Raw genomic sequence first — 22771 nt, forward strand, 5'->3', positions numbered from 1 at the left:
CGATCAGTTCCTTGCCAGTCGCCGCCATCGCCTTCGCCATGGCATCCGCCTCCGCCAATGTGCCGGCATAAGGCTTCTCCATGATAACGTGGGCACCATACGGAGCCACCTTCTCCACCCACTCGCCGTGACAGGACGCCGCAGGGCAAAGAATCACCAAGTCCGGCTGGGTCTGCTCCAGGCACGCCCGGTAGTCAGTGAACACCTGTCCCTCACCCAGCCCAAAATTGCGCGTTGCCTCCACGAGCCGTTCAGGCTGCTCGTCACTGATGGCCACGATCTCCGCCGAGGGATGCTCATGCACCATCCGCAGCAGGTCGCCCATGTGGAAGTGATCGAAGTTGATGCCGGCAATGCGCCAAGTTTTCATGAGGAGGAAGGGGTGCTGTAGGGTTCTTGGAAAAAAACAGGCCGTCCTGCAGATGAATACAGGACGGCCCCGGAGATGACTGTTCTTTCGACTTTCGCGGGCCTTAGTGGCTCACGTTGCCATCCGGCTGAACGTCCTTGGGCGGGTGGAATGCTACGAGCAGCAGCAACATGGCCAGGACACCCAGACCGGTCGGAACCAGGAACAAGTTCTTGTAGTCTGTAACGCCTTCAGCATTGGTGAGCGACTTGGCGAGCGGAATGAAAGTCCACTTGGCCGCCAGGTCACCAATTCCGAGGATCAACAGGTTAAACCAACCCTGGGCACTGGAGCGAACGTCCTTCGGGAAGATGGCATCCACAAAGATGTACACCGTGGCGAAGAAGAAGGCATAGCAGATGCCATGCACCAGCTGGACCACGATGATGAGCGGCTTGCTTTCTGGGAAGTAGGCATAGACCGCAAAGCGGATCACGTGGCCAGCGATGCCGAAGAGCAGGGTCTTTCTCCAGCCGAGTTTCTTCAGAGCCAGACCGAGCACCGCCATGGTGAGGATCTCTGCCACCTGCCCGAGGCTCATGATGGGCATGATCCATTCCTTCTTGAAGCCTACTTTGTTTTCGAGGAAACCACCCGTCACGAGGAAGTAACCGTTGTGAATGGTAGAGTCGATGAAGGTCACCACAAACAGCACCAGGATGCACGGGATCATCAGGTTCTTGCCCGCCTTGAGCCAGGCCAGACTCGCTTCGCCTGTGGCCGGTTTCGGAGGAGTGTGCGGCAGAGCAAGGCTGAAAGCCGCCAGCACGAGCGAGGCACCGCCAGAGATGAGGAAGATGTTCCGGGTCGCGTTCATCGCGTCCACGCCTTCCTTGCCCTGCAGCACGAAGTAGAGCGGCCAGGCAGCAAGGATCCAACCAATGGTGCCGCCCATACGGACCAGGCCGAATTCCCGGGTCGCGTTCGACATGTTGGCAAAGGCCAGTGAGTTGGCCACGGAGATCGTGGGCACGTAGAAGATGGAGTGCACCAGCATCAGCACAAAGAAGAGCGGGAACGACTTCACCCAGAAGAGAGCCAGAATCGCAATCCCTCCCACAAGGTGACTAAATGCCATGAACTTCTCCGCAGAGAACTTGCGGTCAGCGAACTGGTTGCTGAAGAAGATGGCAAGGATGGAGGAAATGGCGAACGCGCTGCCCACCCAGGCGGTCTGCGCTGCAGTGAAGCCCAAGCCCCCCTTCTCGATTGGCCCCCCCATGTAGTCCCAGATCAATGGCAGCCACGCCCCCCAGATGAAGAACTCCAGGATCATCATGGTGAACAACTTGGCGAAGGGAGATCGAGATGGACTGCTCATGGGCGGGTGTTGAAGATGAAACTGGCGCGGATTATGGATTGAACACTACGGGTTGGGAACAGAAATATTCGCCGTTGGGAACGGAGAATTCGCGTCCCACACAACCGCAAAAGGTCATGTTTGGCCGAGGTACGTACATCTTATGTCACGAGCAGCCACCGCGTTGCTCTGTATGTCATTTCCATCGCTAAATGACATAAAAAGTTCAGAGCCTGAGCTCGCTCTAACCCACAATGGGTCAGGCCCCGCCAAGGCGCTTCCTGAACTCGCTGGGGGTCACGCCCTTCCATTTCAGGAACAGGCGGTTGAAATGCGCCAGGTTTCTGAAGCCACAATCCGCCGCCACATCCACAACGCGAAGATCCGTGGTGGAGAGGAGTCGCGCAGCCCTTCCCAAGCGAAGCTCATTGAGATAGGCGGGAAAGGTCCTGCCGGTGCGGCTGCGGAAGAACCGGCTGAAGGCACCGGGACTGAGCGCCGCAATGGCTGCCACCTGGTCCCGGTTGATCGGCTCGCAGAGGTGCTTGTGAATGAACTGCATCACCCGGTCCACCCGGGCCTGATCCCCCAGCCCCAACTGCGGGGCAAAGCCGGGCGAGCTGAGAAACGCCACGCCAGGCGAATGAGCCAGGTCATCCAGAATGCTGAGCAGCTCGGCCAGACGCCTCAGCGGCCCCAGCTCGACCATCGCACTCATTCGTTCCGCCACACGGTCCCGCACCTCCCCGGTGATGTGCAGACCTCGCCGCGCCTTGTCCATCAATTGCCGAACTGGCTCAAAGTCGCTGCGCACTGCAAACTCGCGGCCGAGGAAATCTGCCACAAACTGGACCACCACCGCCTCCAGCTCCCCCGCAGTGTTGTCCTGATGCCAGAGGTGCGGCAGGTTGGATCCCACCAGCACCAGATCTCCTGCCGAGAGGTTGGTGATATTGTCCCCCACGATGCGGTATCCCTGGCTTTTCTTGACCAGCACAAGTTCCAACTCGGGATGAAAATGCCATGGCGTTCCATAGGTGGAGCCAGCAAGATGCTCACAGAAGATGGGATCTTCCGGACGACGGGGTATATGTTCGCGAATCGGCAGCGTGTGCACGGCACGCCATGTCTCGCATGCCAGCCCCACGCCGCAAGAAGAAACTCTCCTTATGGAAAAGGGGTGCGTCTCCGCTACTCGCCACGCACGCTCACGCTCAGACCGTGGGCATCGAGTCCCTCGATCTCGCTGAACACCCGCACGATGGGCTCGGACTTGGCGCAGGCTTCCTTGCTCAACCGCACGATGCTGGTGCGCTTCTGGAACATGTCCACGGTCAACCCCGGGAAGCTTTTGCCAGCACCGCCAGTAGGCAGAGTGTGGCTCGGGCCGGCCAGGAAGTCGCCCACCGCCACCGGAGAGTAGTTTCCAAGGAAAATCGCCCCGGCGGTGCGAATGAGCGGCAGGATCTCCTGCTCGCGGGAGGTGATGAGGCTCAAGTGTTCCGGAGCGTAGTTGTTCACGATCTCCGCGCCCTCTTCCAGCGTCGGCACCAGCATGAGGAAGCACTCCTTGTCCAATACTGAGCGCACCATTTCCTGGCGCTTCAGCTTCTGGCCCTGGGTCTCCACCTGACCCACCACGGCATTGAGGAGGACCTCGTCATCGGTGAGGAAAGCCACGCCGCTGTCCTTGCCGTGCTCCGCCTGCGCCAGCAGATCGGCGGCGATGAAGGCAGGATTGGCACTGCTGTCGGCCAGCACCATCACCTCGCTCGGCCCGGGAAGCAGGTCCACGGAAACAACGCCGAACACCTGCCGCTTGGCCTCGACCACATAGCTGTTGCCAGGGCCGAAGATCTTGGTCACCGATTTGATCGTCTCCGTGCCAAACGCCATGGCGGCGATGGCTTGCGAGCCGCCTACGCGGTAGATTTCCGTCGCACCTGCCAGGCTCAACGCGGCGAGCAGGTTGGCATTGACCTTGCCGTCTTTGCCACACGGCGAGCAGACCACGATTTCCGGCACGCCCGCCGCAGCGGCGATGGCGACGGTCATGATGGCGGTGCTCACCAGGGGGGCGGTCCCACCTGGCACATAGACCCCCACCCGCTCAAAGGGGTGGTACACTTCTCCCACTTCTGCCCCCTGCTCGTTGATCATCGACCAGTCCTTGCGCAGACTCTGCTGGGCAAACGTAGTGACGTTCCTGAGGGAGGCATCCAGCGCCGCACGCACCTCCGGGGTCAGGCTGGCCACCGCGACAGCCACTTCTTCCGGTGAAACCTCAAGCTGGTCGGCCGTCAGACTGGCCCCGTCAAATTTCTGAGTCAGCTCCAACAGGGCCTTGTCCCCGTTCTGCCGGATGTCTGCGATCACGGCGGCCACCACGTCCCGTACGCGGTCAGAGGCCTCAGCGCGACGGTTCAGGCGGCAGAGGGCGTCAGCGTAGGTGGCGTCAGTGTAGCGGAGGATTCTCATGGAAAGATGACTTGTCTGGGGTTTTGACCAGGGCACTCAGGCTACATCCAGCCAGAATGATTTCAAATACGCGTCGCCCGTAAAATCGGCTGGCATGGGGACACTTTGGAACTCGCTTAACCGGCGTCGTGCCTGGGCCACTCCACTGCGCACCTGCTCCTCCATCTCAAATGAGGACACCTTGCGCGTGTTGGCACAACATAGCATCCAACCCCCCGGCTCCAGTACCTGGGTCGCCAGCTTCACCAGTTCCGCGTAGTCCTCCTCCACTCGAAACACCTTCTTCACCTGTCCGCGGGAGAAGGTGGGCGGGTCCAGGATGACTCCCTGCCACTTCCGGCCCTTCTTGGCGAAGGCCTGCAGCCAGTCAAAGGCGTCCCCTTTGACGAAGTAGTGGCTGGCGGGATCCATTCCGTTGAGCTGCAAATTCCGCTTTCCCCAGTCGAGGTAGGTGGGGCTCAGGTCCACGCTGGTGGCAATCCCGCCCCCTGCTCCTGCCGCCACGGAGAAGGCGCAAGTATAGGCAAAGAGATTCAGCACCCGCTGACTCCCAGGCTCGGACTGGGAGATCCGCTCCCGAATGGCCAGGCGATTGTCCCGCTGATCCAGGAAGATCCCCTGGGAGTAGCCGCTGGTGAAGCTGATTTCGTACTTCACCCCATTCTCCAGCACCGTGAACGGCTCCTCCACCTTCTCCCCCCAGAGCCAGGTCGGCGACTCCTTGTCCCGCTGGTCCAGCCGCTTCCAGTAGATGGACCTCATCCCCGGAAAGGCTTTCACCATCGGACGCATGTCCGTAGGTTGGTGGCGCTGAGTCTGCAACAGCAAACGTCCGTCAAACCACTCCGCCCACAGGTCTGGGAAACCGTCCCCTTCCGCATCGAGCAGGCGGTAGCAGGTGGTGGCAGCAGCGGCCTGCGCCATGAGGCGCTGCCGGGTATTCCAGGCGTTTTGCAGTTTTCCTTCGTCCATGCGTTTGGGTGGGCGGCCAACATGTGGGACAGGCAGCCGGATTGCAACGGCATCCCTGTTTTGACATCACATTGGCGGGGCCACACCCGGTGCCTGCAATCTCGGCTTACTTGGGAGCCTGTAGTTTCTGCATCAGTTCATACGCGCTACGCTCCACCCAGTTGTGCGCCAGTTTGCCATCCCGCACCTCCCACACGGCGATGCCCGTGAACTCCACCGGCTGATCGTCCGCCGGGGTGCCAAACATGCCCTGATTGTAACCCTTCACCACCCACCGGGAAACGACGCGAGTGCCATCAGCGCTTGAAAACATGTCCAGGTTGGTCAGTCTCAAATCGCGAATGCGGCTGCTGAAATTTCGCACCCACTCTTTGAAAGCTGCCCGCCCCACCACATCCTTGCCCGAGGTCGTGAGAATGAAGTCCTCGTTGCACAGCCGGTCGATGACGCTGAGGTCCTGCGGTGGATTGTAGACTTTGGCCCAGAGTTCAGAGAGCAGTCTCTCCCCGGTGGTTTGCGGTTTGGCGGGCTCCGCTGCCAGAAGACTCGTGAGAGTCATGGACAGGAGTGCCACGACGGCAGAAAGGGCAGGTTTGAGGAATCTCATGGTGGGCTTGATTTTGGAGTTGGACCTGGAGCGGAATGCGGACCACCCGTGATTGATTGTCGGCCCCACAGTTGATCACCGCTCCCGTCCCAGCGAAAATTGAATGAACTGATGGCATCCATGCCATTTGCCAATGGATGCAGCCTTCAGTGGGTGGCCATGTCCACCGCTCGTGAAACGAAGTCCCCCATCACTCTTGCCAGGGTGTTTGAAGACGATTTCCGACGGTAGATGGAAATGCCCATGTCGGGCAGCGGAGGCAGGGCCTGACGCCCCTTTGTTGCGATCACCTTCATCCCCGGCACCACCGACCTTTCCCCCAGTACGCCGATCCCCAAATCCGCAAGAACCGCCGCCTGGACGGAGGCCAGGCTGGCACTGGTGTACACCGCCTCCCAAGAGCGACCCGCCACCTCCAGCCGCTCCAGTGCCGCCAGGCGGTACAGACAGGGTTCCGGAAACAACACCAGCGACAGCGGATCCTCAGAGGGGTCCACCAGGGAGCCCGCCGCCCGCACCCACACCACCTGCTCCCTGAGGAGAAGGCTCTCCTCCAGCAAAGCAACCGGCACCGGCCTCCCAGACGCCCCGATCACCAAGTCCATCTCCTCCGCCTCCAGCTTTGTCAGCATTTGGGAGGTCATGCCCACCTCGACACTCAGCCGGATCTTGGGATGTGATCGCTTGAACTGCGAAAGCAGCTCCGGCAAGGGGATCAGGCCAAACTGCGGCATCACTCCCAGGCGCAAGGTCCCTCCCTGGTTTGATTGCTGAATTCGGTCCAGCATCTCCTGGTTCAGCGCCAGCAGCCGTCTGCCATACCCCAGTACCACCTCCCCCTCCGCCGTGAGCTTCAGACTGCGGCTGGAGCGAATGAACACCTCCTTCTCCAGCAGGCTCTCCAGACGCTGCACCTTCAAGCTCACCGCGGACTGACTTAGGTGGAGCCTGCCGGCAGCTGCGGTGAACCCACCACATTCCACCACCGCCAGAAAGCAGCGAATCAAATCGAGATCGAGATCAGGCGGCATGCTCACCCATGACTTTTCCCTATGGATGAATTGCCATCAACCAGCTTTGTCAATACATATGGGCTTTATCGTGACAACCGCTTCGTGCCCTTCACAAAATTTGCAAACCTCAGGGCCAGCCCTAAGATCGGCTTTACCCCACCCAATCACCTCGTCATACTCTCGCCCATGTCGCTTGAATCCCAGCTCCAGCAAGCCGCCGATGACGGCAAACTTCTCGAATCTAGCCTCAAAAACATCCAGTCCCTCTTCGCGGGCAGCGTCAATCCCGTGTACCGCGCCAGCGTCGAGGAACTGGCCAATGCCGGGGAGTGGACGGAACTGAACGACCGCTTCTACGCCGCCCTGAAATTTGGCACCGGGGGCCTCCGCGGCCGCACGATCGGCAAGATCGTCACTGGCGCAGAGCGTGGCAACGCAGCCGCTGATGCACGCCCCGAGTACGCCTGCGTGGGCACCAACTCGATGAACGAGTACAACGTGTCCCGTGCCACCCAAGGCCTCGTCGCCTACGCGATCAAATACCGCGCCAACGCCGGCCTCGCGGGCAAGCCCAAGATCGTCTTCTCCCACGACACCCGTCATTTTTCCCCGGAGTTCGCCAAAGACTGCGCCAAGATCGCCACCGATCTCGGCTGCGATGTGTACCTCTTTGACGGCCCCCGCGCCACGCCGGAGATGTCCTTCTCCGTCCGTCAGCTCCGCGCCGACGCTGGTGTGATGCTCACTGCCTCCCACAACCCCGCCCACGACAACGGCTACAAGGTCAACTACGCGGACGGCGCCGGCATCGTGGAACCGCACGCCACCGGCATCATCACGGAAGTGAACGCCATCAAGAGCGAGGCCTACACTCCCCTTCCCGAAGATCAGCGCGGCACGCTCACCATCCTGGGTGAGGAGATGGACGAAATCTACCTCAAGCGGGTGGAAGCCCTCATGCTCCAGCCCCAGCTCCTCGAGAAGGCCCGCAACCTGAAGATCGTGTACACCGCCCTGCATGGTGCAGGTGGCGTGCTCGTTCCCCGTATCCTCCGCAAGCTGGGTTTCAACACTCTCACCGTGCCGGAGCAGGATATCTTCGACGGCCGTTTTCCCACGGTTGCCTCCCCGAACCCAGAAAACGCCCCGACTCTGGCCATGGCTGTGGCCCTCGCTGACAAGGAAGGCGCGGACATCGTCATCGGCACGGATCCGGACTGCGACCGTATGGGCGTGGGCGTGCGTGGGCCGGATGGCAAGATGCAGCTTCTCACGGGCAACCAGATCGGTTCACTTATTGGCTGGTACCGTATCAAAACCTTCTTCGATCTCGGCATCATCAACGACGCCAACAAGAAGAACGCCGTCCTCATCAAGACCTTCGTCACCACAGACCTCCAGTCTGCCGTGGCCGAAGGCTTTGGCATCGGCGTGGTGAACACGCTGACCGGCTTCAAATACATCAGCGCCAAGCTGGAGAAGTACGAGCAGGCCCTTCCCGCCGACATCCGCGCCAAGTATCGCGACATGACGGATGCAGAGACCCGTGCCGCCCGTCTGGAGCACAGCAAGTTCTTCGTCTTCGGCGGTGAGGAAAGCTACGGTTACCTCGGCACCGACTCCACTCGTGACAAGGATGGCAATGGCGCCGTGGTCATGTTCGCCGAAGTGGCAGCCTATGCCGCGTCACAAGGCAAGACCCTGGTGGAGTTGCTGGATGACATCTACGCCGAGTTCGGCTATTTCCTCGAAAGCAACCACAGCAAAACCTTTGAGGGTGCCGAAGGAGCCGCCAAGATTCAGAAGCTGGCCGACTCTTATGCCAACCAGCCTCCGACCGAGTTCGATGGCAGTCCGGTGATTCGCACCGTGGACTACAGCAAGGGCGGCCACCTTGATGAAGAAGGCGACACCATCCCCAAGGAAAAGATGCTCTGGGTCTTCACCGCCGACGGACGCGCCTTCGCGGTGCGCCCCAGCGGCACGGAGCCCAAGATCAAATACTACCTCTACGGTCGCCAGCAGCCCTCCAGTGGCAAGTTCACCGCTGAAGAACTCTCCGCTGCCAAGGAGAAGGTCAGCAGCAGTCTGAAGACGCTCTGGAGCGCCATCGAGAAGGACATCGACGCCCGTCTCGCGTAGTTCTAGCCGTCAACCTTTCCCGTTCACTTCATTCAGGCGTTCTGTCAGCCCCGCTGGCAGGACGCCTGTTTCTTTTTGGACGGAGGGTGGAACTGCACCATCACTGCCTTTCCCGCCCCTCGTGTTCCTGCTCGGGGAGATCGTCTTCGTCAGATTCCTCCTCCTGGTCGTCATCCTCCACGACTTCCATCTCTGCTTTTTCGCTCCACGTGAACCTCCCTAAAAAGGCGTAGAACGCACAGGGCAGCCCGATCACGAGAAAGCCCAGCGTCGCATTGATAGGATGAGCCTGACTCCTGCCGTGATAGTCGGGAAGCGATTCACGATCCCATCCCCACTCATGGACGAGGTAAACCAGATAGGCCAGTGCCACGATCCCACAGAGTCCCCTTCCCGCCCAGGCCATGCCCCGGCCCCAAAGAACCAGGATCAACAGCACACAAGAGATCGTCAGGGCGAGCCCGATTCCGCCCGCCGCCCAGTCTCCCGACCGCAGCCCTCCATAGGCCACCAGTGAGAACAGCAAGGCGGAGACGAAGGCTATAGGAGCCAGCACCCAGAACATCCAGGTCGTTCTTCCAAACAATGACCGGCCAAACTGACTCATGGGCCCATCGTACAAATCCGCCCATCGTTAGTCAACCTCTCCGCGCCCCGGCAATTTCACCTGCGATCTCGTGCGTACTCGGGTAGTCCATCATCCAAGCGGATCCAAGGCAGACGATCCTGAGTCCACGTATGGTCCGTTGGTATGACAGACCCAGGTAGATCCAGACTGGCCACGGTGACGGCCACCTCTTCTGCGCCCGGTACTGTTTGGAAAGTGAGCGGTGTCCCACATTCCGGACAAAAACTCCGACTACGTCCCGCCCATTCGATGGTGCGAGGGTCGCCTGAAGTGAAAGCAAAGTCGGCGCGCCAGAAGGACGCCCAGGTCAGGAAGGCAGAGCCACTGCTCCGCCGACAGTCCTCACAATGGCAATGCGTGATGTCATGCGGTGCCCCAGCGGCTTCGTATCGGGTCTTTCCGCAAAGGCATCCACCGGTGAGTTTGGGTTCGTGGGCATTCATACCCAATGAATCGCTTCGCCCTCTCTGCGAACGTGCATCGCTGCACTGAGCGAGTGCCTCACCATTCGTCGCCCACACGTCGGATCGATGTCGCCCGACATCCGCCTCACTCTCTTCCTGATCCTTCAACGAAGAAGCATCAGGAAGAGTGCGAGTTCAGCGCGGAGCGCTTCTAGAATCCCATGCCAGGAGGCAGGCCCATCCCCTGGGTCAGCTTGCCCATCTCGCCAGCAGCCATTTCCTTGCTCTTGGCCAGGGCTTGCTGCACGGCGGTCAGCACCAGGGTCTCCAGCATGTCCACATCTTCGGGATCCACGATCTCTTTGTTGATCTTGATGGCAGTGATTTCCTGCGCCCCTGTGACGGTGACCGTCACGCGGCCGCCTCCGGAGCTCACTTCCATGGTTTTGCCAGCGAGATCGTCCTGGGTCTGAGCCATTTTGGACTGCATCTGCTGCATTTGCTTCATCATCTTCTGAATGTTCATGCGGGAAAGGTAGGTGCGTGGTTGGTGGGAAAGGAAATAAACGGGAGCCCTTGAAAGCCTTAGGGCTTCACCAAGGTGGCTTTGAACTTGACCAAGGCCTCCTGAATCAGGGGGTCATTGTAGAAATCTTCATTGATGGCCGGTTTGGCCGCCTCAGCTTTGGCTTCCGCCTTGGGCTCCGGTTTCGGTGCGGACGGCGCTTTGGCAGGCGCAGGCTCCGGATCGGAGAAAGTGAACATTGGCTCGGCCATGGGCGGCGGCTCCATGCTGGGATCGAGGTTGATCTCCAGCATCATGGGGCGCCCGATCACATCTGACATGATCTCTTCCAGCGACTTGCGGACAGGAGCATAGAGCAGAGCATCCCGGTGGCCCGCCTCAGAGGTGGGCATGCCAATGCGCAGCGTCTTGCCTTCACAGGACTGAAGCGCTGCCACATCCAGATAATCCGCCTTGAGCGGGCTCTTGATGCGGAATCGCTCCTTGATCTGACGCCACTGTTCTTCCGGAGTGGCTCCCGCAGAAGAAGGAGGAACTGCCGGAGCCTCGGCCACGGGTGCCGGGGCGGGAGTGGGCACGGCAGGTTCTACCGCAGGAGGAACCTCAACTGGAACTGCCACTGGCGGCGGAGTCGGCGCAACAGTAATCGGTGCGGGGCGGTCCGCCTGAGGGGGTTCATCGCGGAACAACGGCGGCACCGGAGCCGGAGCCGGTGGCTCCTCACGGAAGAGTGCCGGTAGCGGCGCTGGCTCTGCGACAGGAGCAGGGGCAGGAGCAGGGGTAGGTGCAGGTGCCGGAGCAGCTACAGCCACCGGCGCAGGCCGCGGGCGCTCCGCAGTTGGAGCTTCCACCACGGCACGGGACGGCACCGGAGGAGCCGCGCGCCGCGCGATCAGATCCGGACTAGGTGCGCCACCCAAGGCCTCAATCACCTCGCTCAAGGTCACTTCTCCAAGGGTCTGCACCGCCTGGATGACGCCAATTTCAAGATGCAGCAGCTTGTTGCTGGCCCAGCGCATGCGGGCATCGACTTCGGCAAGACCGTCCATCACCCGCAGCAGGGATTCTGCCTGCACCAAGGCGGACTGTTGTCTGACCATGTCTGCCACCTCTGGCGAGAGATCTTCCTCCGCCGCTGCCGGGTCCACCTGGTGAACCAGGAGAGTGCGGAAATGCTGGATGAGGTCGGTCAGCAGGCGCCCAAGGTCTTTGCCTGTATCGGCCTGGGTGTGGAGTTCCTTCAGTGCCCCCACAGTGTCGCGGTCCAGGATGCGTGCCGCCAGATTGGCCACTGTTTCACCCCGGGTAAACCCAAAGATGTCGAGCACGTCCTGTTCTTCGATCCGCTCCCCGCAGAACGCCACCAACTGGTCCAGCATGGACTGCGCGTCACGCATCCCGCCTTCTGCCCCCTTGGCAATGGCGTAGGCAGCTTTTTCGCTCAAGGCCACCTTTTCCAGGGTGGCGATGTGCAGGAGATGCTTGGCAATGAGACCGGCAGGGATGCGACGCAAATCAAACCGCTGACAGCGGCTGATGATCGTGGGCAGCACCTTGTGCGCCTCGGTTGTGGCGAAGATGAACTTCACGTGCTCAGGTGGCTCTTCCAGCGTCTTCAAGAGCGCGTTGAAGGCCGCCGTACTCAGCATGTGCACCTCATCGATGTAGTAGATCTTGTACCGGCAGCGGGTGGGGGCAAATTTCACCTCCTCACGCAGCTCACGTACCTGCTCCACACCGTTGTTGCTGGCACCGTCAATCTCGCGTACATCGAGGCTGATCCCCTTCTCAATCTCCACGCAGACCTCGTCATCGGGGTCGAAGTCCACCCGGGGTCCATTGGGGCAGTTCAGCGCCTTGGCAAAAATGCGGGCGGTGCTGGTCTTGCCCGTCCCACGGGGCCCCACAAAGAGGTAGGCATGCGCCAAACGGTTCTGGGCGATGGCATTGCGCAACGTGCGCACGACGTGGTCCTGCCCCAGCACGTCTTCAAACGTGCGCGGCCGGTATTTGCGGGCGAAAACCTGATAACTCACCCGCCAATCGTAGCGGGGAGCCCCGTCCTTTCCACCCCGCATTTCGGCATTTTTAATTTCCAAACGAAGATGACCGTCTAGCATCCGGCCATGCTTTTTCAGAAATCCATCCTGCTCACCCTCGGCCTGGCCACTCTGGCATGCACCAGCTGTGGCACGATGAGCAAGTTGATGCGCAAACCCAAGGAGGAAAAACCCGCGGAAAAGGCCAAAGAGGAGCCCCCCAAACAGGACATGGCCATCGGTCTGGTGGAGGTGGTCAACCCGGAGCAGCAGTTCGTCCTGGTCCGGACAGAGTCGCGGATGACGCTCCCCCCCGGCACCAAGCTGATCACCCAGCCCCAGACTGGCAACAAGGCGTCCCTCATCGTCACCCCGGAATCCAAACAGAACTTCATCTCTGCGGACATCGTGGAAGGCTTCCCGAAGCGTGGTGATGTCGTGATCCTGCCCGTGGCAGGCCAGCCGCCTGCCGTCGGGGCCCCCAGCACGGCCACCTCAGCGCCTGGCACCCATGCAGGTCCTGAAGCCATGGTTCCCGGCGTCATGCCCGGCCAGACGGGACACGGCACCCAGCACCCGCCTGCCTTCTCTCCCCCTCCCACGACTCAGCCGACGGCGCCAGCCCCTGCGATGCCCCCGGCACCCGCGCCACCCGCCCAGAAAGCTCCCTCGATCAAGGTCCCGGCCGATGTGAAAAGCGGTGCCGCCGAGGGTCCCACGGACGCCCTTCCCCCACCGATCAACTGAGCCGCTGCCATGCTCTCTGAACAGGCCGCCCTGGAGCGGGTGCTGACCATGGTCACACCACTCTCCCCCACCCTCCAGCCCCTCACCTCCACCTTGCTCGGCAGCTATGCAGGGCGACAGGAGCACGCGAAGGTGCCGCTGCCTGGCTTCGACAACTCCTCCATGGACGGCTACGCGGTGCACGCGGTCGACACCCGGGCAAGCACCCCTCTGCCGGTGATCGCAGAACAACCCGCCGGCCCCACCCGAAACCTGACACTCTCCGCGGGGACCGCCATTCGCATTTTCACTGGCGCACCCGTTCCCGAAGGGGCGGATGCCGTCATCATGCAGGAGGACGTGGACGTCCATCCCTCGTCCTCAGGCCCCCACATCGTGTGCCGGGAGCCGGTTGAGCCCGGTGAGAACATCCGCCGTGCAGGCTCAGATCTCTGTTTGGGCCAAAAGCTCATTGAAGCGGGCACGCTCCTCACCCCCACGCTCTTGGGGGTCCTGGCTTCGCAAGGGCTGCAGGACATTCTAGTCCATCCAACCGCCAAGGTGGCCATCGTGACGACTGGAGATGAACTGGTGCCAGCGGGAATGCCCCTGCAACCCGGCCAGCTTTACAACTCCAACAGTCTAATGCTGGAGAGTCTGGTCAGACAAGTCGGAGCGACTCAGGTGCAGAGCCAACACCTGCCGGATGATCTGACGGTGACCACCGCCGCACTCGACGAACTGATTGCTGCGCATGATTTCCTCATCCTATCCGGTGGTGTCTCCGTGGGAGACCATGATTGCATCAAGCCTGCCCTCCAGGCGCTGGGCCATCCTGCGGAGTTCTGGCGCGTGAAGGTGAAACCCGGCAAACCCCTCCTCTTTGTTCGGGCCCAGCGCCCCGATGGCGGCGTCTGTCACATCTTTGGACTCCCCGGCAATCCGGTCTCGTCATTCGTGACCTTCATGCTTTTTGTGAGACCGGCCCTGCTCAAGGCCATGGGGGCCACCGGTAAGTCCCTGGTTCTCCCCACGGTCAGTGCCACGCTCGCCGCCACCCTTTCCAATGCCGGAGACCGCCCGCACTATGTGCGCGGGTTCTATGAAAACGGCCAGTTCACGCCCCAGGGAATCCAGCAGTCTCACGCTCTCTTTGGCCTCAGCCGTGCCAACGCACTGCTACGGATGGAGGCGGACGAAGTGTTGAACGAAGGTGATTCCGTCGGGCAGGTGCTGCTCGTCTCCTGATTGAGGTCAGACCACGCCTAGTTTCGGTAGAGCCATGATCTCCACCTTGATCACCGATACCCTGGCGGATCTCTACCACCGCCTCCTCACCGGTTGTCCCAGAACTCCCCTCCTTCCCCATGCTGCCGTCCAAGCCTTCCGTCAGGCCAAGTGGAGTGCGGAGGCCGTCCCGTTCATTGAGTTGATCAGCGGCACTCCCATGTGGACAGATGAAGCATGGGAGGAGTTCACGATGGCGCATCACCATTGTCAGTCGGACCGCTATCAGGACCCCTTCTTGTACCGCCTTTTTCTCATCGATGGAGAAAAGATTGAAGGTGTGGACTACGCCCGTTGTCGTGAATCTTGGGACTATCTCCGAGCCCGCTGCCCGCGGTGGCCAGGATTCCGGGAAGACCGATGTACTCCAGCGATCAAGGAGCAAATCCTCATTCTAATGGGCGCCACTTACGCCGCGCTCTGATCGGTCTTCTTCAGCTTTCTTCAGGGGTTGCGCGAAAATCCAGTGGCCGCTCCGCATTAGGTCCATGTATAGTCGGAAAAACATCCCCTCATGAACTCTCTCTTCGCCATCGCCCCGTACAAGTACGAGGGTATATGGGTCTTTGATGACCCACGCGTCGGCTTGTCTCAGGAACCGTTCGTTAGCGGTGCCGATACTATCATCGACGTCCTGACGGCAGACATTCCCAACGCAGCCGAGGGCTTCAAGCTGATCTTCTCTCCCGATCCCTTTCCCGGCTTCAATGCCCGCTTCACCTGGAACAGACCCGAGTACGGCGGCAACTGGTACTCTTGGCCGGAGCGGAACATGGAGGGCTGGCTCTGCCCTGCATTATTCAAGTACTTCGAATCCGCTCCCCAGGAACTCTTCGTCAAGGTTTCAGCCCGGTAAACGATGAGCCGCCTCCTCCCTTTGCTCCTCTACCTGATCTGCTGCGCATCGGTCCGAGCAGAAACACCGTCGCAGTTTTCCAAGCGGTTCTTCCACGCCTTGTACAAGTGGGAGGTTCGTGGCGCTCCAGACAACAAGGAGCTCAACAGGCTATCCCCGTACCTGGGCTCAGAACTGCTCCAACTCTTCAAGCGTGTGGAGATTCAACGCGACCAGGAACACACTGGGATCAAACACAAGCACAGGAACGATCCGAATCCCCCCATTCTCAAAGGCATCTGGAGCAAAGAAGGTGACCTTTTTACCAGTGTCGCGGAATCATTCAGCACCTTTGCCATCGGGAAACCTCAATGGCGACGTGAACGCATGAATGTTCCTGTTCATCTGGAGTATGGCGACGCAAAGCCCGCCTCCTCTTGGACCGTTACGCTGATACTCGACAAGAACGACAAAGCTTGGGTGGTATCCGACATCCTTGATGAAGACGGCGAGTCACTGATGGCGCACCTTACTGGATCCATCGCCGAAAACGAACGATACCTCCAGTCGCTTCGCGAATAGCCCAGTCACTTCGAATGAACCCTCCTACGGCTTCCTCCTTCCGGGATCCCGTCCGCACAGCATTCATCATGGGATTGCTTGCTGTCGCGGCAGGGTGCTCTGCGTTTGCCCTCCTGGTTCCCACTATCCTGATCATCGCTCCCGCCATCATCACTCGATCAGTCGAACGCTGCCTCTTCTGCATTCTGGAAGGACTGTTGATTCTGATCTTGGTTGCCGCCCCTCTCTCCGTTATTTCCACAATGGATACCCGGTTTGGCACCCCGGCAGTATGGCGATGCGTTCCCGGCATACAATATTTCAATCCGGCGCAGAGTCTCACAGGCATTCCATACAAGTGATGCGCCATGATCAGTTTCACGGGCTTTACAGGCGTTTGTTTTAACCGACTCGCAGCCCGTCTCAGCACTAAAAACTTTAGAATTACAGCCAAAGCCTGCATGGCCGGAACCACTGTCTCAAGCCTGCTCTTTCCCTTGAGTTGGTCCGCAATATTACCAGCGCCCTGGTATCTCGCTGACGAAACCTACGCAGAGCACTTCCTATGTCATTTGCTGCTAGGCCTCAGCTGGGCGGTGGGCGGCATGGTCACCGCCTTCGTGGCCACCAAGCTACTTCATCAGCAGGCGAAGCAACAACGCAACGACGCCCCAGCGGCGTGACACGTAGGCCCGCCCATTCTTCCGGTCCACTGCCGAAATGATCTGTGCAGCCGCCTTCTCTGGACTGGCCACCCAAAAAGGCTTCTCGGCCTTCATCATCGCGGTGTCCACAAATCCAGGCAGAATATCTGTGACGTACACCGGCAGCTTCGCGGCCCTGGCTCGCATGCGCAACCCATCCAGGTAGCGCGAGGCACAAGCCTTGGAGGCATTGTAAGCCGGAGCCTCAGCAGAGCCCAGCAGGGCGGCAATAGATGTGATGCCCACAAGGTGCCCTGAACCCTGCCGCTCAAAGAAACGATAGGCGGCGGCCGCCATGCCCGCAAAGCCCAGCGCATTCACCCGGAAAGTCTCATCCTCCAGAGACCAGTCCAGACCGGGATTGAGGTGTCCTGTACCCGCGCTCAAATAGATCTGATCCACCGTACCCAGCTCATCAAGCACCCTGGCGAAATCTTCTGGCGCACTCACATCGCCCACATCCATCACCTCCGTGATCACGTCCCCAGGGAGTTCGTCAGCAATCTGTTCCAGCAACTCGCGCCGACGTGCCAAAAGAACCAGCCGAAAACCACGCGATGCCAGCATGCGAGCCAAGGCGAGACCAATGCCAGAAGATGCGCCAGCTATCACCGCGGTACGCGGAGAAACTTTGATCATAGGACAATTCAGAGGGTTTGGGAAACATCCAGCACGGCCACTTGATGCTCAGGCGGCTTCGTGCTGGATGAGCGCATGGCTAAGTGATCAATAGCGCCAGGGACCACGGTCCCTATCCCGATCACGGTCCCTGCCCTTGCCATGATGATGATGGTCATGGTCATGGTCATCATCATGATTGTGATGTCCACGACCATGGCCATGCCCACGCCCGTGCCCATGTTCATGATGGGAATCGTAAGGAATCACGCACGATGGGAGCAGGACCGCGACGCCTGCGAACAACAGACAAAGTCCGATAGTTTTAAGATGATGCATACTTTTTGGGGTTATTTGAAACCATGCAGGGCAGGTCTCCCGACATAGACTGAGATTTCCCGCCCGGCACACAAGCGCCATTGCAGCACCGATGGCGATCCACGAAACCTTTTCGAAGGGAGACTGCCCGCCGAGTGCATTAAACAATTGCAGCAGACGATGCGGCTACACCGCGCTCGTTGCCGCATTCTTCCAGCTCTCCAACCATCGATACTGGGCAGGAGTCAAAGCAGATCCCCGGCGGAAGGCAGTACGAGCCTCCGTGAGGGCGCGGCAGGCTTCCGTGACAATGTTGCCGACCGCCTCCCGCCGGGGATGGGGTGTTGGTTGTTGGGAGAAATTGAAGGGCTGGGAAACACGTCGGGCCCAGGATTCATTCCAGTCAAGTTCCGCCAGTCCCACCGCGACATTCAACCCACGGGGCGCAGACTTCACGAGATCAGCCATGCGTTCACCCACGCACCGGACGACTTCCCAGGCTGAACTCAAAGGACCAGGAGGGCCATGTTGCTGAACTATTACCTGGACGACCGCGCCAAATCCCTGGTGTCGGAACAACGGCACCAGCGCCAGGGTGGCATTGAGCCCGGCGGCCACTCCTGTCTGAAACACCGCCTGGATGCCTCGCGTGAAGTCACCGCGCTCCAGCAGATCCTCGTCGATCTCGGGGATGTTGATGAGACAGTCGATCCGGCCGAATTCTGACAACCCCTTCGCGACCGCCTCCACCACCGTGGCATGGCGGGAGATGTCCAGATTCACTGCCAGCATCCCCTGACGCCCCATCGGGACGCCGTCGCCATCTTTGCAGGCAGCGACGACGCCCCAGCCCTGGGTCAGCAGTTCACCAACGACTTCGCGTCCAAGCTCGGACCCGGCACCGGTTACCAGGGCTATGTTTTTCATGGGGGGTTTGCGGGGTCTTTTTTCGGGGGTTGTTTGCCCCGCAGACTACCGCAGGCCAGGATCGTCACCGCAAGAATGGGTGGAACGGCAACCCACCCGGCTGAACGGCCCAAGGACCCGGACGAATGGCCGCCCATGCTCCAATTCGTATGAGTGTGGTAGCGGAGTGGCGATTCGAAGCTCTTCCTCGAAGAGGATGCGGCCACAAGCCCCACGTTGACGGGCTTTCAGCGAGTCTACGTTTGGGGGTGCGAGAGCTGAACTTTTACTCCGAAGGAGTTGTAGCGGTCGGATCATGCACCGCCCGCCGCCCTCGCTCACGTCGCCATACCCTTCATCCACCCCCAAAGGGTGATCACGATATTCCTCGCATCCTCCCAGACATCCTGCCATCCCAAGGTGGGTGAGGCACTGATGAACAGCGCCCCGAGCAGAGCAATGTTGGCCAGGAATATCAGCATCATGGAGAAGAACTCCCCGTTGAGCAACAGATCACTCTGCTCGGTTCGCAGCACCTGAAGGGTGAAGGTGATGTGAAAACACCAGGTCAAGCCGACCAGCCAGTAGAAGATCCAGATCCACTTGAACTCCATGGACCAGACAATGAGCGGGATCGTCACTGGCCGGTGCATGTCCACAAAGAGGCAGAAGAAACCGTACAGCGCAAAAACCACCACCGTATAAAAAGGCACCATGTACGGTGAAAGCGTGACCAGCGTGTTCGACGCATCTGTTTCCACGTACCCGCCGGACTCCTCAACGTGCATCCCATGCACCTCTCCTCCGCTCAGGCGGGCCGTGATGACATGAGTCATCTCGTGGGCAAAGACGTAAGCCACCGCTGGCTGCAGGTTCACCCAGCCAAGACTCAGCCAGAAGACACTGCCGAAGGCAAAGAACCAGAAGCCTTCAGACTTCCAGAAAGCCTTGTCCACCGCGGCGTTGAAGAGCAACTCCATGAAAATCACAGAGGCAAGCAGGCACACGGGCAGCAGTAGCACACCCATGACGGCCTTGCGTTTCCGCCACGCCGGCAACTCCTCTCCGTCGTCCTGCTCCACACTGATGATCGCCGATTTACCCCGGGGCATCCCCGCTGCGTCTTGCAGCTCCTTGATGCGCAGCTTGGCCTCACTCTGCTCTTTGAGCAGTTTGCGGCGTTTGCGCTGGCTCTTGCTGACGGCGCTCATGGGAGACGGCATACCGGGCACACTCTCTTTGTTGCGATTAAAAATCTATTATTGCCCACTGCTCCTATAACGTCCACCCCGGGGTCCTGCGATCCATTTCCACGCAGATTCAATGTGCTGGCGCGGATCTTTGTACTCCGCCTCCCAGCCCAGAACCTCCTTGGCCTTCGCCGGATTCGCCACAAGCTCCGGCGGATCCCCTGCCCGACGCGGGCCATAGGACACCGGGATGGGACGCCCAGTGACCGCTTCTGCCGTGGCCAGTATCTCCCGGACGCTGAACCCGCGCCCCGTGCCCAAGTTCACGGCCGTGGTTTCCCCGCCGTTTCGCAGATGATTCAATGCCAGCGCGTGGGCACGTGCCAGATCGTTCACATGAATGTAGTCACGGATGCAGGTGCCATCCGACGTCGCATAGTCCGTCCCAAACACGGTGATGTGCTCGATCTCCCCTTTGGCAGCCATGAGAATGCGGGGGATGAGGTGTGTCTCCGGCGTGTGGTCCTCCCCGATTTCCCCTTCCAGGTCGCCGCCACTGGCGTTGAAGTAGCGGAGGAATACGCTCTGCAGGCCCCAGGCCACGCCACAGTCCAGCAGAATGCGCTCCAGCATCAACTTGCTTGCCCCGTAGGGATTCACCGGCACCTGCGGGTGATTCTCGTCCATCGGCATGTACTGCGGATTCCCGTAGGTCGCGCAGGTGGAGGAAAAGATGAACCGGCGGGTGCCATGCTTCTTCATCGCCTCCAACAGTGCCAGGGGAGCCGTCACGTTGTTCTGGTAGTACTTCAGAGGCTGTTCCACGGACTCTCCAACGAAGGCGTAGGCGGCAAAGTGCAAGACCGCTTCGGGTTGATGCTCGGCGAACACCCGATCCATCAGCTCGGCATCTCCCAGATCCCCTTCCACCAGCGTCACCCGGTCCAGATCGAGGGCCTCGCGATGACCGAAGACCATGTTGTCCACCACCACGACCTTTTCACCCTGTTTCAACAGATGCTTCACGGTATGGGAGCCGATGTAGCCCGCGCCACCGGTAATGAGAAGAGTGCCCGTTTTTTGCATTGAGCCAACTCAGCACGCCCCCCACGCAAATGCAACGGACACCTGCAACGGGATTGCAGTTGGAAGTACCCTTGTTGCCAAATTATCCAAGGAATCCAAAAATCTCAAAATGAGGCACAAATGTCTCATTTTGTGGCGCTTTTAGCCAAATACGCGCTCCGGGAGCCGGGGAATTTGTCCGGCACACACCACGAAAGAGCAACTCTCCTTGACCCCCCGCCCTTTCCCTCTACCCTCGCCGCCCATGGATACTGTTAGACTCGGCATCGTTGGACTCGGAAACATGGGCAAGGCTCACCTTGCGAATATACGTGCAGGCAAGGTGGAGGGCCTGCGTGTCACCTGCCTCTGTGAAAGCGTCGGCTCCCTGCCGAAGCTGCTGGAGGGTGAAAGCGCCTACACCGACGTCAACGCCATGATCCACAGTGGCAAGATTGACGCCATCCTCATCTGCACCCCGCACTATTCCCACACCTCCATCGGCATCGAGGCGCTGAAAACGGGCCTCCACGTCCTGGTGGAAAAGCCCATCTCCGTGCACAAGGCGGACTGCGAACGCCTGATCGCCGCCCACACGGACAAGAAGAAGATCTTCGCCGCCATGTTCAACATGCGCACCAACGCGGTGTTCAAGAAGGTGAAGGACCTGATCGACAGCGGTGAACTGGGTGAAGTGCGCCGCGTCCACTGGGAAGTCACCAACTGGTTCCGCACAAACTACTACTACGCCACCGGTGGCTGGCGCGGCACCTGGAAGGGGGAAGGCGGCGGCGTCCTCATGAACCAGTGCCCCCACAACCTGGACCTCTTCCAGTGGCTCTTCGGCATGCCCCAGCGCGTCCGTGGCTTCTGCCAGTTCGGCCGGTTCCATGAAATCGAGGTGGAGGACGACGTCACCGCGGTGCTTCAGTACGACAACGGCACCACCGCCACCTTCGTCACCTCCACTGGGGAAGCCCCGGGACGCAACGTGCTCGAGATCTCCGCCGAGAAGGGCCGCCTGACCGTCAAAGACGGCACGCACATCCACTTCCAGCGCAACCGCCAACCCATGAGCGAATTCTGCATGACCGCAGAAGCCGCGTTCGCCATGCCCGAAAGCTGGCACATGGACATCCCCGTGGACAATGCTGGTGGCCAGCACGTGGAGATCCTTCAGAACTTCGCCGCTGCCATCTTGAAAGGTGAGAAACTTCTCTCCCCTGCAGAGGAAGGCATCCGCAGCGTCGAGCTGGCCAATGCGATTCTCCTTTCCACGTGGAAGGACGCTACCATCGAGCTGCCCATGGCCGCCAGCGACTACGAGGCCATCCTCAAGGACAAGTCCGAAAACAGCACCTTCCAAAAGACGAAGGTGGTCGCCAAGGCGTCCTCGGACGACTTCGCCAAGAGCTTCCGCTAGGCGGTTCGTTTCGCGCGTATCAGTGATGTGGGGGCGGTGACCGCAGAGCACGGTCACCGCCCCTTTTGCTTCCCTTAATTCCCCCAACCCATCACTCCATGCTCGAAGGTCTCGACCTCAAGACGATCGCAGTCTGCCATGTCGGCATGGTGAGTTTTGTCGCTCTGGTGTTGCTGTTCTGCCGGATTCATCTCAAAACCTATGCCGGTTTTGACTACTGGCTGGCAGGCAATGTGGTGGCCATCTGCGGCTATATTGCGCTCCTGGCCCGCCTGTCTGGCCACGAAGCTCTCAGCATCCTCCTGGGGAATGCGCTCTTCGTGCTCACGGCAGTCCTTCGCCTGGAAGCCACCTTGCGATTCCTGCGCGGTGTCCCGGCAAGCCGCGCCTATTATCTCCTCATTCCCGCCGTCACCGGAGCCCTGGCGTGGTTCTATTTTGCAGAGCCCAGCATCAGCTTGCGGAATCTCGTCATCAGCCTGGCCGTCGCGGGTGTCTGTCTCAAGATGGCCTGGGAATTCCTCCGGCATGCTGGCACACGACGCCCAGCCTTGTACCGCGCTATTTCCTTTATGATGGCGGTGTTTGCCGTTGTCATGCTCATCCGGGCCGTCTTGTAG

At 60.1% G+C, this 22771-nt stretch carries 23 protein-coding genes; 8 read left to right on the forward strand and 15 right to left on the reverse strand.

Features of this window, described 5'->3' with window-relative positions; genetic code table 11:
- The 7 genes from BV034_RS21395 to BV034_RS21425 all read right to left on the reverse strand — a co-directional run.
- On the reverse strand, positions 1–370 hold a 370-nt coding region (locus BV034_RS21395), incomplete at its 3' end, for a Gfo/Idh/MocA family oxidoreductase (RefSeq protein WP_265593294.1).
- Positions 371–473: 103 nt separating this feature from the next.
- Positions 474–1730, reverse strand: coding sequence for an MFS transporter (locus tag BV034_RS21400; RefSeq protein ID WP_050029018.1), 1257 nt, complete (start codon positions 1728–1730; stop codon positions 474–476).
- Positions 1731–1968: 238 nt separating this feature from the next.
- The gene (locus BV034_RS21405) at positions 1969–2826 is read right to left on the reverse strand and encodes an AraC family transcriptional regulator (RefSeq protein WP_265593295.1); all 858 of its coding nucleotides are present in this window, start codon (positions 2824–2826) and stop codon (positions 1969–1971) included.
- Positions 2827–2900: 74 nt separating this feature from the next.
- A complete protein-coding gene (gene hisD / locus BV034_RS21410; RefSeq protein ID WP_050029020.1) occupies positions 2901–4187 on the reverse strand; it encodes a histidinol dehydrogenase in 1287 nt (428 codons plus the stop codon).
- Between the two features lie 36 nt (positions 4188–4223).
- On the reverse strand, positions 4224–5159 hold the full coding sequence (locus tag BV034_RS21415) for a class I SAM-dependent rRNA methyltransferase (RefSeq protein ID WP_050029021.1): 936 nt from the start codon (positions 5157–5159) through the stop codon (positions 4224–4226).
- 106 nt (positions 5160–5265) lie between these two features.
- Positions 5266–5766 carry a nuclear transport factor 2 family protein gene (locus BV034_RS21420; protein ID WP_050029022.1) on the reverse strand — a complete coding sequence of 167 codons (501 nt, stop codon included), beginning with the start codon at positions 5764–5766 and terminating at the stop codon, positions 5266–5268.
- 146 nt (positions 5767–5912) lie between these two features.
- Positions 5913–6797, reverse strand: coding sequence for a LysR substrate-binding domain-containing protein (locus BV034_RS21425; RefSeq protein WP_050029023.1), 885 nt, complete (start codon positions 6795–6797; stop codon positions 5913–5915).
- Positions 6798–6965: 168 nt separating this feature from the next.
- On the opposite strand from BV034_RS21425, the gene BV034_RS21430 reads away from it, so the two are divergent.
- On the forward strand, positions 6966–8921 hold the full coding sequence (locus tag BV034_RS21430; RefSeq protein WP_050029052.1) for a phospho-sugar mutase: 1956 nt from the start codon (positions 6966–6968) through the stop codon (positions 8919–8921).
- A 100-nt stretch (positions 8922–9021) separates the two neighbouring features.
- Here the strand turns inward: BV034_RS21430 and BV034_RS21435 are convergent, their stop codons facing one another.
- From BV034_RS21435 to dnaX, 3 genes are all read right to left on the reverse strand, one after another.
- Entirely contained in the window at positions 9022–9528 is a 507-nt protein-coding gene (locus tag BV034_RS21435) for a hypothetical protein (RefSeq protein WP_265593296.1), read from the reverse strand.
- Positions 9529–10164: 636 nt separating this feature from the next.
- On the reverse strand, positions 10165–10479 hold the full coding sequence (locus BV034_RS21440; RefSeq protein WP_009961067.1) for a YbaB/EbfC family nucleoid-associated protein: 315 nt from the start codon (positions 10477–10479) through the stop codon (positions 10165–10167).
- Positions 10480–10538: 59 nt separating this feature from the next.
- Entirely contained in the window at positions 10539–12599 is a 2061-nt protein-coding gene (dnaX, locus tag BV034_RS36745; protein WP_050029025.1) for a DNA polymerase III subunit gamma/tau, read from the reverse strand.
- A 6-nt stretch (positions 12600–12605) separates the two neighbouring features.
- On the opposite strand from dnaX, the gene BV034_RS21450 reads away from it, so the two are divergent.
- From BV034_RS21450 to BV034_RS21470, 5 genes are all read left to right on the forward strand, one after another.
- Positions 12606–13265 (forward strand): hypothetical protein, encoded by a 660-nt coding sequence (locus BV034_RS21450; protein WP_050029026.1) that lies wholly within the window; start codon positions 12606–12608, stop codon positions 13263–13265.
- Between the two features lie 9 nt (positions 13266–13274).
- The gene (gene glp, locus BV034_RS21455) at positions 13275–14492 is read left to right on the forward strand and encodes a gephyrin-like molybdotransferase Glp (protein WP_050029027.1); all 1218 of its coding nucleotides are present in this window, start codon (positions 13275–13277) and stop codon (positions 14490–14492) included.
- Between the two features lie 34 nt (positions 14493–14526).
- Entirely contained in the window at positions 14527–14955 is a 429-nt protein-coding gene (locus tag BV034_RS21460; protein ID WP_050029028.1) for a hypothetical protein, read from the forward strand.
- 90 nt (positions 14956–15045) lie between these two features.
- Positions 15046–15387 carry a DUF6717 family protein gene (locus BV034_RS21465; RefSeq protein ID WP_050029029.1) on the forward strand — a complete coding sequence of 114 codons (342 nt, stop codon included), beginning with the start codon at positions 15046–15048 and terminating at the stop codon, positions 15385–15387.
- Positions 15388–15390: 3 nt separating this feature from the next.
- Positions 15391–15948, forward strand: coding sequence for a hypothetical protein (locus BV034_RS21470; RefSeq protein WP_050029030.1), 558 nt, complete (start codon positions 15391–15393; stop codon positions 15946–15948).
- Positions 15949–16559: 611 nt separating this feature from the next.
- Here the strand turns inward: BV034_RS21470 and BV034_RS21480 are convergent.
- The 5 genes from BV034_RS21480 to galE all read right to left on the reverse strand — a co-directional run bounded on the left by BV034_RS21480 (position 16560) and on the right by galE (position 20749).
- Positions 16560–17270, reverse strand: coding sequence for an SDR family NAD(P)-dependent oxidoreductase (locus BV034_RS21480; RefSeq protein WP_050029032.1), 711 nt, complete (start codon positions 17268–17270; stop codon positions 16560–16562).
- An 8-nt stretch (positions 17271–17278) separates the two neighbouring features.
- Positions 17279–17497, reverse strand: a complete 219-nt coding sequence (locus BV034_RS36310; protein WP_050029033.1) for a hypothetical protein — start codon at positions 17495–17497, stop codon at positions 17279–17281.
- 256 nt (positions 17498–17753) lie between these two features.
- A complete protein-coding gene (locus tag BV034_RS21490; protein ID WP_081888000.1) occupies positions 17754–18494 on the reverse strand; it encodes an SDR family NAD(P)-dependent oxidoreductase in 741 nt (246 codons plus the stop codon).
- Positions 18495–18811: 317 nt separating this feature from the next.
- The gene (locus BV034_RS21495; protein WP_265593297.1) at positions 18812–19684 is read right to left on the reverse strand and encodes a hypothetical protein; all 873 of its coding nucleotides are present in this window, start codon (positions 19682–19684) and stop codon (positions 18812–18814) included.
- 48 nt (positions 19685–19732) lie between these two features.
- Positions 19733–20749, reverse strand: a complete 1017-nt coding sequence (galE, locus tag BV034_RS21500; protein ID WP_050029036.1) for a UDP-glucose 4-epimerase GalE — start codon at positions 20747–20749, stop codon at positions 19733–19735.
- A 244-nt stretch (positions 20750–20993) separates the two neighbouring features.
- On the opposite strand from galE, the gene BV034_RS21505 reads away from it, so the two are divergent.
- The gene (locus tag BV034_RS21505; protein ID WP_050029037.1) at positions 20994–22151 is read left to right on the forward strand and encodes a Gfo/Idh/MocA family oxidoreductase; all 1158 of its coding nucleotides are present in this window, start codon (positions 20994–20996) and stop codon (positions 22149–22151) included.
- A 98-nt stretch (positions 22152–22249) separates the two neighbouring features.
- Positions 22250–22771 carry a hypothetical protein gene (locus BV034_RS21510; RefSeq protein ID WP_050029038.1) on the forward strand — a complete coding sequence of 174 codons (522 nt, stop codon included), beginning with the start codon at positions 22250–22252 and terminating at the stop codon, positions 22769–22771.

Origin of the sequence: Verrucomicrobium sp. BvORR034, assembly GCF_000739635.1 — a bacterium.
In the GTDB taxonomy this organism is placed as follows: domain Bacteria; phylum Verrucomicrobiota; class Verrucomicrobiia; order Verrucomicrobiales; family Verrucomicrobiaceae; genus Verrucomicrobium.

Excerpts from the sequence above, each read along its gene's own strand:
- BV034_RS21400 (WP_050029018.1), bottom strand. The coding sequence starts at position 1,730 with ATGAGCAGTCCATCTCGATCTCCCTTCGCCAAGTTGTTCACCATGATG.
- BV034_RS21505 (WP_050029037.1), top strand. The coding sequence starts at position 20,994 with ATGGATACTGTTAGACTCGGCATCGTTGGACTCGGAAACATGGGCAAG.
- BV034_RS21430 (WP_050029052.1), top strand. The coding sequence starts at position 6,966 with ATGTCGCTTGAATCCCAGCTCCAGCAAGCCGCCGATGACGGCAAACTT.
- BV034_RS21480 (WP_050029032.1), bottom strand. The coding sequence starts at position 17,270 with ATGATCAAAGTTTCTCCGCGTACCGCGGTGATAGCTGGCGCATCTTCT.
- BV034_RS21425 (WP_050029023.1), bottom strand. The coding sequence starts at position 6,797 with ATGCCGCCTGATCTCGATCTCGATTTGATTCGCTGCTTTCTGGCGGTG.
- BV034_RS21450 (WP_050029026.1), top strand. The coding sequence starts at position 12,606 with ATGCTTTTTCAGAAATCCATCCTGCTCACCCTCGGCCTGGCCACTCTG.
- BV034_RS21435 (WP_265593296.1), bottom strand. The coding sequence starts at position 9,528 with ATGAGTCAGTTTGGCCGGTCATTGTTTGGAAGAACGACCTGGATGTTC.
- BV034_RS21440 (WP_009961067.1), bottom strand. The coding sequence starts at position 10,479 with ATGAACATTCAGAAGATGATGAAGCAAATGCAGCAGATGCAGTCCAAA.
- glp (WP_050029027.1), top strand. The coding sequence starts at position 13,275 with ATGCTCTCTGAACAGGCCGCCCTGGAGCGGGTGCTGACCATGGTCACA.
- BV034_RS21465 (WP_050029029.1), top strand. The coding sequence starts at position 15,046 with ATGAACTCTCTCTTCGCCATCGCCCCGTACAAGTACGAGGGTATATGG.
- hisD (WP_050029020.1), bottom strand. The coding sequence starts at position 4,187 with ATGAGAATCCTCCGCTACACTGACGCCACCTACGCTGACGCCCTCTGC.
- BV034_RS21420 (WP_050029022.1), bottom strand. The coding sequence starts at position 5,766 with ATGAGATTCCTCAAACCTGCCCTTTCTGCCGTCGTGGCACTCCTGTCC.
- BV034_RS36310 (WP_050029033.1), bottom strand. The coding sequence starts at position 17,497 with ATGAACATGGGCACGGGCGTGGGCATGGCCATGGTCGTGGACATCACA.
- BV034_RS21470 (WP_050029030.1), top strand. The coding sequence starts at position 15,391 with ATGAGCCGCCTCCTCCCTTTGCTCCTCTACCTGATCTGCTGCGCATCG.
- BV034_RS21495 (WP_265593297.1), bottom strand. The coding sequence starts at position 19,684 with ATGAGCGCCGTCAGCAAGAGCCAGCGCAAACGCCGCAAACTGCTCAAA.
- galE (WP_050029036.1), bottom strand. The coding sequence starts at position 20,749 with ATGCAAAAAACGGGCACTCTTCTCATTACCGGTGGCGCGGGCTACATC.
- dnaX (WP_050029025.1), bottom strand. The coding sequence starts at position 12,599 with ATGCTAGACGGTCATCTTCGTTTGGAAATTAAAAATGCCGAAATGCGG.
- BV034_RS21415 (WP_050029021.1), bottom strand. The coding sequence starts at position 5,159 with ATGGACGAAGGAAAACTGCAAAACGCCTGGAATACCCGGCAGCGCCTC.
- BV034_RS21490 (WP_081888000.1), bottom strand. The coding sequence starts at position 18,494 with ATGAAAAACATAGCCCTGGTAACCGGTGCCGGGTCCGAGCTTGGACGC.
- BV034_RS21460 (WP_050029028.1), top strand. The coding sequence starts at position 14,527 with ATGATCTCCACCTTGATCACCGATACCCTGGCGGATCTCTACCACCGC.
- BV034_RS21510 (WP_050029038.1), top strand. The coding sequence starts at position 22,250 with ATGCTCGAAGGTCTCGACCTCAAGACGATCGCAGTCTGCCATGTCGGC.